The 13,906-nt window shown below is 47.1% G+C and carries 9 protein-coding genes; 6 read left to right on the top strand and 3 right to left on the bottom strand.

Translation table 11 applies throughout. The features are described 5' to 3' along the window. Window positions 1-1,746, bottom strand: coding sequence for a potassium/proton antiporter (locus L3V30_RS18745; protein WP_006742992.1), 1,746 nt, complete (start codon window positions 1,744-1,746; stop codon window positions 1-3). 520 nt (window positions 1,747-2,266) lie between these two features. On the opposite strand from L3V30_RS18745, the gene L3V30_RS18740 reads away from it, so the two are divergent. The 5 genes from L3V30_RS18740 to L3V30_RS18720 all read left to right on the top strand — a co-directional run bounded on the left by L3V30_RS18740 (window position 2,267) and on the right by L3V30_RS18720 (window position 6,991). Next, complete coding sequence (locus L3V30_RS18740) at window positions 2,267-2,530, top strand: DUF4212 domain-containing protein (RefSeq protein WP_005397548.1); 264 nt, start codon at window positions 2,267-2,269, stop codon at window positions 2,528-2,530. A 12-nt stretch (window positions 2,531-2,542) separates the two neighbouring features. Further along, window positions 2,543-4,270, top strand: coding sequence for a sodium:solute symporter family protein (locus L3V30_RS18735; RefSeq protein ID WP_005397550.1), 1,728 nt, complete (start codon window positions 2,543-2,545; stop codon window positions 4,268-4,270). A gap of 256 nt (window positions 4,271-4,526) precedes the next feature. After that, the gene (locus L3V30_RS18730) at window positions 4,527-5,009 is read left to right on the top strand and encodes a hypothetical protein (protein WP_012841321.1); all 483 of its coding nucleotides are present in this window, start codon (window positions 4,527-4,529) and stop codon (window positions 5,007-5,009) included. Window positions 5,010-5,210: 201 nt separating this feature from the next. Continuing rightward, on the top strand, window positions 5,211-5,588 hold the full coding sequence (locus L3V30_RS18725; RefSeq protein WP_012841320.1) for a hypothetical protein: 378 nt from the start codon (window positions 5,211-5,213) through the stop codon (window positions 5,586-5,588). A 17-nt stretch (window positions 5,589-5,605) separates the two neighbouring features. After that, window positions 5,606-6,991 (top strand): class II fumarate hydratase, encoded by a 1,386-nt coding sequence (locus L3V30_RS18720; protein ID WP_152815385.1) that lies wholly within the window; start codon window positions 5,606-5,608, stop codon window positions 6,989-6,991. Window positions 6,992-7,085: 94 nt separating this feature from the next. Here L3V30_RS18720 and L3V30_RS18715 read toward each other — a convergent pair whose 3' ends face one another. Continuing rightward, window positions 7,086-10,517 (bottom strand): PAS-domain containing protein, encoded by a 3,432-nt coding sequence (locus tag L3V30_RS18715; RefSeq protein ID WP_237309528.1) that lies wholly within the window; start codon window positions 10,515-10,517, stop codon window positions 7,086-7,088. A gap of 134 nt (window positions 10,518-10,651) precedes the next feature. Beyond that, complete coding sequence (locus L3V30_RS18710; RefSeq protein WP_237309527.1) at window positions 10,652-11,839, bottom strand: 3-phenylpropionate MFS transporter; 1,188 nt, start codon at window positions 11,837-11,839, stop codon at window positions 10,652-10,654. Between the two features lie 230 nt (window positions 11,840-12,069). On the opposite strand from L3V30_RS18710, the gene L3V30_RS18705 reads away from it, so the two are divergent. Then, complete coding sequence (locus L3V30_RS18705; RefSeq protein ID WP_237309526.1) at window positions 12,070-13,896, top strand: DUF294 nucleotidyltransferase-like domain-containing protein; 1,827 nt, start codon at window positions 12,070-12,072, stop codon at window positions 13,894-13,896. Window positions 13,897-13,906: the final 10 nt, after the last annotated feature.

Genomic DNA, 13,906 nt, shown 5'->3' with positions numbered 1-13,906 from the left:
TCACTCCTCGTCAGCGAGCAGGCTTTGCTCGCTTGGCAAACGGATACCTACTTTGGTGACTTGTTGGTCAACGACATCGGCAATGATCCATTGCAAGCCTTGCCACTCGAATTGGTCCCCTAACACTGGTGTAGTCCCCAGTTGTTCTTCTACAAGGTGTCTTAAGCTTTTATCGAGTGACTCATCGCCCAAGTTCAAGCCATACATCATCGCGATATCGGCAAGGTTCACTTCAATATCTAGGAAGAAATCACCAAAGAATCGTGCCAATGACGCTTTCTCAGGCGCTTCACTAAATAGCAAGCTCAGGGCATCCAAATCCTTTTCTTGTGCCAACACACACAAGGTATCGTCTTCTTCGAGGCGCGTGCTGCCTGACGGATGCAATAACGCCTTATTGCGAAATACTGCGGCGATGCGCGTTCCATCCGGCATCGAAAGACTACGCAATGGTTCACCAATACACCATTTATCCGCTTTAAGCTTATAGATAAACAGCTCCCACTCACTGGTCGGGTAAATCTCCACACCAGTGCGTGAAATTGGCTCAGGTTTAGAAGGCAGCTCTACCTTCGCCAGAGACATCGCTTTAGTCAATGTGCCACCTTGCACAATCAAAGAGACCATTACCACGAAAAACGCCAAATTGAAGTACAACTGCGCATCTGGCAATCCTGCCATCATTGGAAATACCGCCAGAATGATTGGGACAGCACCGCGCAAGCCCACCCAAGAAACAAACCACTTTTCACGTGGTGTGAAACTCTTGAATGGCAGTAAACCGATCCAAACCGAGATTGGACGGGCAAATAAAATCATCCCAAAGGCCAGCGCTAAACCAGGCAAAGCAATAGAGAGCAAGTTGGAAGGCGTAACCAATAAACCAAGCACGAGGAACATACCGATTTGAGCTAGCCACGTCATGCCATCTAGAACATGAAGAATGGAATGGCGGCTGCGTGTTGGACGATTACCTAGCAGTAAACCAACCAGATAAATTGACAGAATACCACTGCCACCTAATGCATTAGATAAAGCGAAAATCAGCAAGCCACCACTGACGGTTAAAATCGAATATAAGCCATCCGGCAGTTGATTACGATTGATGACCTTCCACAAAATCCAGCCACCAGCAAAACCGAGTAAAGCACCAATACCAAACTGCTTAAGAAAACTGAGCGCCAAAAAGCCCACACTCAAATCTGCATCTGGGTTCGCTAAAATAGCAATCAGAGTAACAGTCAGAAACACCGCCATAGGGTCATTGGTGCCAGATTCAATTTCTAGCGTTGAGCCAACACGTTCGTTAAGACTACGACCTTTGAGTAGAGAAAAAACCGCGGCGGCATCAGTGGAGCCGACAATCGCACCAACTAATATACCTTGCAGCAAGTCTAAGTCGAATAACCACGTTGCCATCAGCCCGGTCAAAATAGTGGTGATTGCAACCCCAAACGTTGCCAAGGACACCGAAGGCCATAACGCCACCCTAAAGCTGGCAACCCGTGTTCTCATACCACCATCGAGCAAAATGATGGCTAATGCGAGGTTACTGACCAAGTAAGCGATCGAAAAATTATCAAATAAAATACCGCCTAAACCGTCTTCCCCCGCCAGCATTCCAACGGCTAAAAATACCAAAAGAATTGGGATTCCCAACTTAGAGGAAACTGGGCTTAAAAGAACGCTAAGTGCGATTAACAACGCACCTATAAGAAAAAAACTATTAATGGTGTCTGCGTCCATTCTCACCCTCCCTTAATGAAAAACGATATGCTTGTGATGAGCTAAGGCGACTTCGTTAATAAGTTAATGCCTTAATCTGCCTCCTCCTTAAACCGTCCCAAAGCGCGAGGTTGTACGAGAATGACTCAGTTATATTACTTTATTGTGCGCTAAAACGGTGATTTGGTACGAAAACTTTATGTAAATAAATTACTTGTGAATTTTTCACGCCAATTTTTTCGCTGATTGATAAAAAGAAGAACGCAGAATGTTTCTGTTAAGGATCGCTAAAATCAATGAAGAAAAAATTAATCACGTCTCTTATTCGTGCTTTTTATCATTTTTCTCCTTAGACCTTTGGCTAATTTAACAGCTTTTTAACATTAACAAATAACCCTAACTATTCTCTAAGCGCCCATATCACGGGAGTTTTTTATTTTTTATACCCCGACTAAAGTTGAAAAGAGTTCTTGCCAACACCTTGCTAATGTACATGTTGAAACATTTTTTTAACAACAATACCAATCGTAAGGAGACGGCAATGGCATTTGAAAGCGAAGAAAGAGCCAAAGCCTATTGGGACAAAAACGTGAAGCTCATGATTGGCCTTATGGTCATCTGGTTCGTAGTGTCTTTCGGCTGCGGCATTTTATTTGTCGACGTACTTAATCAATTTCAATTAGGTGGATACAAACTTGGTTTCTGGTTTGCTCAGCAAGGCTCCATCTACACCTTCCTAGGTATTATTTTCTATTACGCATGGAAGATGCGCCAAATCGACCGTGAATTCGGCGTAGATGAGTAAGGAGTAACTCAGATGGATTTGAAAACTATTACCTACCTGGTTGTTGGTGCAACCTTCGTCCTCTACATCGGTATTGCGATCTGGGCGCGTGCGGGGTCAACCAAAGAGTTCTATGTCGCAGGTGGCGGGGTCAACCCAATCGCTAACGGTATGGCAACCGCTGCTGACTGGATGTCGGCGGCATCGTTCATCTCAATGGCGGGTCTGATTGCCTTTATGGGTTACGGCGGCTCCGTATTCCTAATGGGTTGGACGGGTGGTTACGTACTGCTTGCACTGTTGCTCGCCCCTTATCTACGTAAGTTTGGTAAGTTTACGGTGCCAGAGTTTGTTGGTGAACGCTTCTACTCGAACACGGCACGTATCGTGGCGGTTATCTGTCTTATCATCGCATCGGTCACTTATGTTATCGGCCAGATGAAAGGCGTTGGCGTTGCCTTCGGTCGCTTCCTAGAAGTTGATTACTCAACAGGCCTACTGATTGGTATGTGTATTGTATTCATGTACGCAGTACTTGGCGGCATGAAAGGCATCACATACACGCAGATTGCTCAATATTGCGTACTCATTCTTGCTTACACTATCCCTGCAATCTTTATCTCTCTGCAACTTACAGGTAACCCGCTACCTCAGATTGGCCTCGGGAGTACCATTCAAGGCACCGATGTTTATCTGCTCGATAGGCTCGACCAAGTGGTGACCGAACTCGGCTTTAGTGAATACACTACGCAGGTTCGCGGTAGCACACTAAACATGTTCGTTTACACCATGTCATTGATGATCGGTACTGCAGGTCTACCACACGTTATCATCCGTTTCTTTACAGTACCTAAGGTGCGTGATGCGCGTACTTCTGCAGGCTGGGCACTTGTGTTCATCGCTATTCTATACACAACGGCGCCAGCAGTATCAGCAATGGCACGTCTAAACCTAATGGATACCGTCAACCCTGCGCCTGGTCAGCACCTTGCGTATGATGAGCGCCCTGATTGGTTCAAAAACTGGGAAACAACAGGTCTATTAGGCTTTGATGATAAGAATGGCGATGGCCTGATCGAGTACACCTCAAATCCTGATACCAATGAATTGCGAGTTGACCGTGACATCATGGTACTAGCAAACCCAGAAATCGCTAAGCTACCAAACTGGGTCATTGCACTCGTTGCCGCTGGTGGTCTCGCTGCAGCACTATCCACAGCAGCGGGTCTGTTGCTTGCTATTTCGTCGGCGATTTCCCATGACTTAATCAAAGGGGTTATAAATCCGAACATATCCGAGAAGAAGGAGCTGCTTGCCAGCCGAATCTCGATGGCGGTGGCAATCGCAGCCGCAGGCTATCTCGGATTGAATCCTCCAGGCTTTGCAGCTGGTACGGTGGCGCTCGCCTTTGGTCTTGCTGCGTCATCCATCTTCCCTGCGTTGATGATGGGTATCTTCAGTAAAGGCATCAATAAAGAAGGCGCAATCGCCGGTATGATTGCCGGTATCAGTATCACACTGTTCTACGTATTCCAGCACAAAGGCATCCTATTCGTTGCTGACTGGAAATATCTAGAAAGCTGGGGAACCAACTGGTTCCTAGGTATTGAGCCAAACGCGTTTGGTGCTATCGGCGCACTATTTAACTTCATCGTGGCATTCGCGGTATCGAAAGTTACGGCGGAAACACCTCAAGAAGTTAAAGATCTTGTTGAACACGTTCGTGTCCCTGTTGGTGCAGGCGATGCCGTGGATCACTAAAATATAACGCAAGCCACAAAAGCCCCACTTGGGGCTTTTTTATTCACCTAACTTATTCTAATAATTAGATTCCCTGAGCCGTAGCAAGGAAGCACACGAATGGCATTGGTTATATGTTCGGGGAACGCAGAAACCATTGTTTAGAACAAGGCAAAGATTGCAGCAAGCTAGTTGCTCTACCTTCAAAATCATTAACGAAGTTATTAGTGATTTTAGCCAGTTAAAATGAACAGATAATTGATGGAATTAGTATTTTATGTTCAAAAACAAGCACTTTATTCTCGCTCTGCTGATTGCGCCGATTCTTTCTTTGATCGCCTACTTCGGCACCGATATGGCACTCAGCGAGAAACCCCACGCGGCACAAGAAGGGGAAACTTACAAACTCGCGAGTAAGTCTAACTGTCGTTACACCAGTGGACTGTGTGACATGGAAAATGGCGACTTTAAAGTGAAGTTTCGCTCAGAACAGCTCACGAAAAATGGCTTAGAATTGTCACTCAATGCCGCCTATCCACTCGAAGGGGTCAAAGTTTCCATCGTTAATGACGAAGAGAAAAATGCTCAGCCGATTGATATGAAGCCCGCCGATCAGGCTGGAAAAAGTTGGTACATTACCTTACCAAGACCAGCATCCGCAGAAAGTTGGTTAAGAGTCGTCATTCAATCTGGAGGCACACTTTATTACGGCGAAACACAAACCGCGTTTGTGAAGTACGAAACCTTATTTACAGAGTAATGGCCACAGATAAAGACACCGATATCCAAAACGTCGATACCTCATTGTCACCTCAGGACTAAATAATTCCCTCTCTGCCGACGCTTTTACGTCGGCTTTTGTTTCCGTAAGTCTTTCTTCAACAACCTCTTACTCTAAAAAGGGTTGCCAACCCACCACTTAATTGATAATAATTATCATTACATTAAACAAGAGGTGGTTATGGACAACAAACGGGACATCTTCAACGCATTTTTTAAAGCACAAGATAGATTCCTTCTCGCCGCACCACACGGCTTTGAGCCAGACGTAATTCATGACTATATTCATTGGGGAATGGTGTTGTCTTCCTGCTATGAACACGGTGCCGATGAAGAAAATCTATTGTTGTGTGAGCTGTTTTTGCGTCAGGTTTATTTCCATCTACTAGACGCAATTCAAGACTCCACTCGCAGTCGCATCTTCCGTCGTGTCTGTCTCGATTCTATCCATACGCCATTATTCTGTCTCAAACGCTATTACTATCAGTTTGAACAAGGCGACGTGAAATTTCTCGCATTACAACAACAATTACGCCTGATTCAAATCTCACTCGATTAACCAAAAGGATCCCTACCATGAGCACCGAATTCCGCATAGAAACTGACAGTATGGGCGAAGTGAAAGTCCCAGCAGATGCACTCTACCAAGCCCAAACTCAGCGCGCCGTCGATAACTTCTCATTCAGTCAATATAAGATGCCATCTGGCTTCATCCAAGCGTTGGCACACATCAAGCAGACTGCGGCACTCACCAACGCACAATTGGGGCTGCTTGAAGGTGATATCGCTAATGCGATTGCTGACGCAGCTCAGGCGATTATCGAGGGCAATCATATTGAGCAATTTCCAATTGACGTATTTCAAACCGGATCAGGCACCAGCTCAAATATGAATGCGAATGAAGTGATTGCAACACTGGCCTCCCAGCATCTAGGCGGTACCGTCAGTCCTAATGATCACGTCAACATGGGACAAAGCAGCAACGATGTGGTGCCAACCGCAATTCAAGTTAGCGCAGCATTAGCCATTGAAAAACAGCTCTTTCCGGCCCTGTCACACCTCAGCCAAGCACTAGAGTCTAAGCAGCAATCATTGAAAGATGTTGTAAAAACCGGTCGCACTCACTTAATGGACGCGATGCCCATTACCTTTGCTCAAGAGCTTGGCGGTTGGCAGTTCCAAATCGACCATGCTAAGCAAGCGATTGAGCAAGCACTGCCAGCGGTAAAAGCCTTAGCCCAAGGTGGTACAGCGGTTGGCACGGGGATCAATGCCGATCCACGCTTTGCAGACTTATTCGCTAGCAACCTAACCCAGTCAACTCGTATTCAGTTCACGGCCAGTGATAACTTCTTTTTCAATTTAAGCAGTCAAGATGCGATCGTCGCTCTGTCGGGACAGCTCAAAACAGCAGCAGTTGCGATCATGAAGATCGCAAACGATCTTCGTTGGATGAATTCAGGCCCATTGGCTGGTTTAGGTGAGATTGAATTACAAGGCTTGCAACCGGGTTCTTCCATCATGCCTGGCAAAGTAAACCCTGTGATCCCAGAAGCCGCAGCTATGGCCTCAGCGCAAGTCATTGGTAATGACACCACTATTACCGTCGCGGGCCAAGCTGGTAACTTCCAACTAAACGTCATGCTACCTGTCATTGCTCATAATATATTGGAGAGCATCGAGTTGCTCGCTAACAGCGCAACCGCTTTATCCGATAAGGCCATTGCAACATTCGAAGTTCGTCAAGATAACTTGGATGTAGCGCTCGCCAAAAACCCAATTTTGGTCACGGCCCTCAACCCGGTCATTGGCTACCTGAAAGCGGCAGAAATCGCGAAGAAAGCCTATAAGCAGGGTCGTGCGATTATTGATGTCGCAGAAGAAGAAACCGATTTAGATAGAGCCACGCTAGAACGATTGCTTAATCCCGCAAAACTCACCCAAGGTGGTGTTGCGGAATAAGCGGCAAACTCAGCCTACAAACCAAAATAAGATTACAAACACAGAGACCTCCATTCGGAGGTCTCTTTTATAGCAACGCTAAAACACTTTAAATCTATGCGACGCGGTTGAGCACCGAACGCAATTTAAGCGGCTTAACTGGCTTCGCAATAAAGCTGAACCCATTTGCCTTGATGCCATCAAGCATATCATCGGTGCGATCTGCACTAATGATGACGCCTTCAAAGCTGTGGCCTAATCTCAGGCGGCATTGCTGTAGCACTTCTAAACCAGTACGACCATCATCAAGTCGGTAATCGGAAAAAATCACGTCCGGAATCCAACCATCCTCGAGAGCTTGTAGACTTTCTACCAAATCGGTCGCCACTCGCGTATCGCAGCCCCATCGAGACAGTAAGTTTTCCATGCCGACTAGAATGTCAGGCTCATTATCGACACATAGAATTCTTAGATGACCAAGTTCAGATTGGTTACTTGTCGTGACTTGAACTGGGGGCGGCTGCACATGATCGGCTTTATCAAGCGTGATGGAAAAGACACTGCCTTTACCAACCCAAGAACGCATCGAAATTTCATGCCCGAGCACTTGAGCAATTCCCTTGGAAATCGCCAAACCAAGCCCGAGACCTTGGTCGGAACGAACTTGAGTTCCGCGATTAAACTCTTCAAAGATCTCTTGCTGCTTCTCTTCTTCAATACCTACACCGTTGTCCCACACATCAATACGCACTCGCCCTTTTACCCGGCGAACACCAAGCGCCACTTTGCCATTCGGGTTATAACGAAACGCATTGGTCAGGAAGTTTTGCACCACACGGCGCAGCAGTTTGGGATCCGATTTCACCATGAGTGAGGATGGAATCATGGTGAATGCTATACCTTGTTGCTTGGCTAATGCGCTGAACTCCGCATTCAAATTCGACAACACATCGTTTAACGCAAAACCGTGCACATTGACTTCCAGCTTGCCCGACTCCAAGCGCGAAATATCCAGCAAATCTCCTATCAGGTCTTCGGCCGCCTCTAAAGCACTCTCAATGTGAGCCGACAGCTTTTTGGCTTCGCTGTCTTTGGCTACTTCCGACAATGAAGAAGCGAACAGGCGCGCAGCGTTGAGTGGCTGCATCAAGTCATGGCTTACTGCCGCCAAGAACCGTGATTTGGACTTCGATTCCAAATCGGAGCGTTGCGTCGCTGCCACCAGCTGCTTGTTAAGTTGTTCTAATTCCCGAGTCCGCAGACGTACCCTTTCTTCCAATGTCTCGTTGGCGTCTTTCAGCGCTTGCTCTGCATCTCGGAATACGGTGATGTCGGTAAAGCTCATCACAAAGCCACCACCTGGCATTGGGTTACCTTGTACCTCAATCACGCGACCATCGGGGCGGACCCGAGAAGAGGTGTGCCGAGTCCCTTGCTCAAGGTGATACACACGGCGACGGACGTGGTCATCAGGATCGCCTGGGCCACATAAACCTTGCTTTGCATTGTGCCGAATCACATCCGCAATCGGTCGCCCAACTTGGATCAAGCCTGGCGGAAATTCAAAGAGTTCTAAGTAGCGTTGGTTCCAAGCCACCAAGCGTAATTGCTTATCGACCACCGCAATACCTTGGCCGATATGTTCAATCGCCCCCTGAAGTAGGCCTCGGCTAAAATCGTACAGTTCAGAGGCTTCATCGACGATTGTCGCCACCTCTTCAAGCTGCATGTTTCTTCCTTGCAGGGCAGAAGTAAGTACTAACTTAGCAGAAGAAGCACCGAATACCCCGGCTAATACACGTTCAGTATGTCGAATCAGAGAAGATGGCGCTTGCTGATTCGGCATTAGCTCTTCTCGTTGCTGGCTCCAATACGCTTGAAAAGCCGCTTTTACTCGCGTTCGCCCAACAAACCTAGACGCTAGCATTTCTAGTTCAGCAACCGTAACACGACTCTGGTATAGGCTCATGTTTTCGCTTTCAGGCAGTGGCGTACCAACGAATGACGCCGATTGTAAGCGCTCACTTAGGCTTGGTCGTGTAGTCATAGAAACCACGACAAAACACACTGCATTGGCGACCACGCTGAGGATCATCCCCCAATCTGAAATCGCAATGTCAAAGCCAGCCAATACCTCTGGTGGGGTGATCAACCAAATCAAAAAGTTGTTACTGGCATTCCCGGCAAGCATGTCCGTTTGGCTCATTAACGTAATCAGCCAAATGGTAAAGCCTACCGCCAAGCCAACATACACACCTTTCTTATTCCCTTGACGCCAGTACATACCGCCCACCAGCGCAGGCGCGAATTGCGTGATCGCCGCAAATGAGAGAAAGCCGATCGCTGAGAGTGAGTGAATGGTATCTAACGCTTGATAAAAACCCCAAGCGCCAATTAGTAGGACTAAAATCAGACCACGGCGGATCCGCAGTAATAATTCAGAGAAGTGATGATGGTTACGCTGCGTCAATCGCATGCGACGCAACAGTAGTGGCATAACCAAGTCGTTCGATACCATGATCGCTAAGGCAATCGTCGACACGATAACCATGCCACTGGCCGCCGAAGTGCCGCCTAAAAATGCAAGCAAAGCGATTTCACTCGCCCCTACCGACATCGGCACACTGATCACATAAGTATCAGGCGAAGCACCACTCAACAACCCTTGCCCTACCCACGCAATAGGTAAAACAAAAATCCCCATCAAGATCAGATAAATGGGAAACAACCAACGAGCAACATGCAAATCTTGCGCGCGTTCATTTTCCACTACCATCGTATGGAATTGTCGTGGAAGACAAACAATCGCCAGCATCGTGAGTACGGTATGAATCAATATGGTAGGGATGTTTGGTGACTGATACGTCTGTGTGGCAACGTCAACTAAGCTCAAATTCTCGGTGTTCATCGCCAACCAAACAATGAATACACCGACTACTAAAAACGCCAACAGTTTGATAATCGATTCGAAGGCAATCGCCATCATCATCCCACGATGGTGTTCCGTGTTATCAATGTGCCGGGTACCAAATAGCATGGTAAAAATTGCCAGTGCGACCACGACAAACCACGACACGCTATCGTTTTGATAACCAAAATCGGTAGCCAGTTCTGGGGCAATGATTTCTAGCCCCATGGTGATACCACGCAACTGCAAAGCGATGTACGGCAAAATTCCCGCAACCGCAATGAGTGTAACGACTACGGCCAAACCTTGAGATTTGCCGTAACGAGCTCCGATAAAATCAGCAATCGACGTGATGTGTTCCCGTTTAGCAATCAAAATAAGCCGAGCTAAAACGCGCCATCCGATGGTAAACACTAAAATGGGGGCAATATAGATGGGCAAGAAAGACCAAGGGTTAGTGCTGGCCTGCCCGACCGTGCCGTAGAAGGTCCACGATGTACAGTACACCGCAATGGAAAGGCTATAAATCCACGGCCGCCAGCGTGCTAACCACCTTTTCTGAATGTCGCCGTACCACGCGATGATAAATAAGGCTCCCAAATACGCCAAAGAAACGGGAACCACCAGCCATCCTTGCATCCGATATCCTTTCTTGCCTTTCTTGCCGTTTTAAAGCAAGAGAATAAAAAAACCTCTCCATTAGGGAGAGGTTTCATTTAACACTGCTTTCACAACGGAGACAAAGCTTAGTTTTTAACCTTTGTCACAGAAGTCTAATTCTGTGTTTCCAGTGACTTGTCTGATACATCGACCACATGATGTGGCTCTTGTGGTTCGAGCTTGATGAACAATGCCAATAAACCCATCGCGGCCATGCCCCAGAACACAAGTGGTCCCCAGTGCTCATAACCCCAACCGCTCAACACGGTCATCAGTGCGATGAATGCGCCTAGCGGAATCGCGTTATACAATGCTTGCAGCGCCACTATCTTATTCTCTTCCGAGTTTTGGATATATTGAATCGCAGCAATGTGTGCCGTTGCGAAGGTCACGCCATGCAATAATTGAACAATCACCAAAGCAACAATCGACGTTGTCGATGCCGTAATGCCCCAACGCATCATCACACCAACGGCAGCAACAACAAATAACGCACGCATTGACCAACCGACAAATAAACGCTTGCTCAGCGCAAACACTGCCACTTCGGCTGCAACACCCAAGCTCCACAGATAGCCAATCACATCTTCCGAATGACCTGCGGCTTTCCAGTGAATAGCGCTAAAACCGTAGTAAGCCGCATGACTGCCCTGAATTAATGACACCAACACTAAGAATTTAAGTATCGGCTTGTCTGTCAAAAGAGCACTCAGTTTTGGACGCTCCGTGCTTTGCCCACCAAGCGTAACGGGCATCGGGTTAGTCATACGCATTGAAAATAGCAACGAAACTAATACCCCGGCCATCGCCGTGTACAAGATCATATCAGAGCCAAATTCAGCCACCAGATAACCCACGGCCGTCGAACCCGCTATAAAGGCGATCGAGCCCCATAAGCGCGTACGGCCGTAGTCGAGCATTTTCAGACGAGCGTAGTAGTTTGCCATCGCATCCGATAATGGAACAATCGGTCCACAACAGAGGTTAAATAGCACCGTCGCTAACGCCATTAACCAAAAACTGCCACCTGTAAAAAAGTGAAATCCAACAAAAAGGAGGGCAGCGAAACTCAACCAACGTAAAGCAGGCATAAGGTGTTCAACTTTGTGCACTCGTGGGGTGATCACGATATTGGCGACACAACGTGTCGCAAGACCTAACCCAACTAGCAAACCGATGTCGGTCGAAGAGACACCTTGCTCCTTAAACCAAAGTGACCAAAATGGCAGATATACGCCATACGCAAAGAAGAATCCGAGAAAGTACTGGGAAATCCAGCCATACGGAGAAGGTTTCAACATTACTAATATCCTAAAACGGGAACATCAACGTTCGAACCGGGAATTATGGATCGCTATGCGTATTATAAAAAGGGAAGAATAGGCAACTTATCGTTTCCTCGATGGAATACTAACTTTGCGACATTGGCCATCTTAAAGCGAAATCATCGTGATTTAGACCAAAGTCGTCTGGCTTCCAGTAGGAAATTTGTCAGACTTAGAGAGTGTTCCTTCCATCATTGGGTGTTCTCATGCCTGACAAATTTAACATGCAATCTCCACCGTTCGACCGCTTAACCGAAGCACAACAGACACGACTGCGCTCGTCTCTGGACGTTGCCTACTATCGAGCTCGAGATGTTATTTTATCTTGCGGACAGAAAAACCCTCACTTGCACATTCTGATCAAAGGCGCGGTAGAAGAACGCTCCCAAGATCAGCAGGAAGTGTTCGCGCATTATGCCAACGACGATATGTTTGATGTGCGCTCATTACTTGAAGACAACGTACGTCATCAATACATCGCTCTTGAGGACACACTCTCCTATCTGCTGCCGAAAGACGTCTTTCTGGCGCTTTACAACGAGAATGGTCAGTTTGCGGCCTATTTCGATAACAATTTATCAAAGCGACAAGAGCTCATCGAAGCCGCTCACCAACAACAAAACTTGGCAGAGTTTATCCTCACCAAAGTGGACCGCAGCATTTATCACCCACCGATGATCCTTGAGCCAAATACGCCGATTAACGAGGTGACGCACACCCTAAAAGCAAATGGGATCGATGCAGCACTTGTCAAACTCAATGATGACGATCCGCGATTAGAAAAATGGCCTTCGGCTCATCCATACGCCATCGTGACGCGCACCAACATGCTGCACTCCGTGATGTTAGATGGCTGCGCACTCAATACCCCTGTCGGTGATATCGCCACCTTTCCTGTCTATCACGTTGATGATGGTGACTTTTTGTTCAATGCCATGATCACCATGACTCGAAATCGAATGAAGCGTCTCATGGTATGTGATGGCAACCAAGCCGTCGGCATGCTGGATATGACCCAAATTCTCAGCGCGTTCTCTACCCACTCTCACGTATTAACGCTCAGTATTGCCAGAGCAAGCAGTGTGGAAGAGCTCGCATTGGCCTCAAACCGCCAGCGTCAATTGGTCGAGAGTTTATTGAGAAACGGCATCCGCACTCGCTTTATCATGGAGCTGATTTCCGCCGTGAACGAGCAAATTATCGAAAAAGCGTTTGAGTTAGTGGTTCCACCTGCCTTGCACGATCATTGTTGCTTAATCGTGCTCGGCTCAGAAGGTCGAGGAGAACAAATTCTCAAGACAGACCAAGACAATGCTCTAATTATTCAAGATGGTTTGGAATGGCCTCATTGCGAACAAGTGATGCAATCCTTCACGCACACTCTACAACAGCTCGGCTACCCACTCTGTCCGGGTAAAGTCATGGTCAACAACCCGAAATGGGTCAAAACGCAGCAAGAGTGGATAAACACCTTAGACCGCTGGATAGCCAAAGCCGAACCACAACAAGTCATGGACTTAGCCATTTTCAGTGACGCCCATGCTGTTGCGGGAAATCGCGAACTGCTGGCTCCAATCGCGACCCACCTTCGCGACACAATGAAAGATCGCATGTTGATACTGTCTGATTTTACTCGCCCTGCCTTGCAGTTTTCTGTGCCCCTAACTCTGTTTGGCAACGTAAAAAGTGCTAAGGACGGGTTAGATATTAAACGCGGCGGCATTTTCCCAATTGTGCACGGCATTCGCACCTTGTCTTTGGAATATGCCATTGAGGAGAAGAACACGTTTGAGCGCATTGAAGCACTTCGGAAAAAACGCATCTTAGAGCCTGAAACGGCAGATAACCTCAACGAAGCACTGAAATTGTTCTTTAAGGTTCGCCTTAATCAACAACTCAAAAAGCAAGAAGCATTGAATAACATTGATATTAAACAACTGGATAGAACCGAGCGTGATTTACTTCGCCACAGCTTACATGTAGTGAAAAAATTTAAGCAATTTTTAGGCTTCCACTATCAAATTCGTGATTAACCGTGATTTT

It is taken from the genome of Vibrio sp. A1-1, from assembly GCF_021728175.1.
Classification (GTDB): domain Bacteria; phylum Pseudomonadota; class Gammaproteobacteria; order Enterobacterales; family Vibrionaceae; genus Vibrio; species Vibrio diabolicus.
The sequence above is the reverse complement of the archived record's forward strand: the minus strand, read 5'-3'. Positions and strand labels throughout refer to the sequence as shown.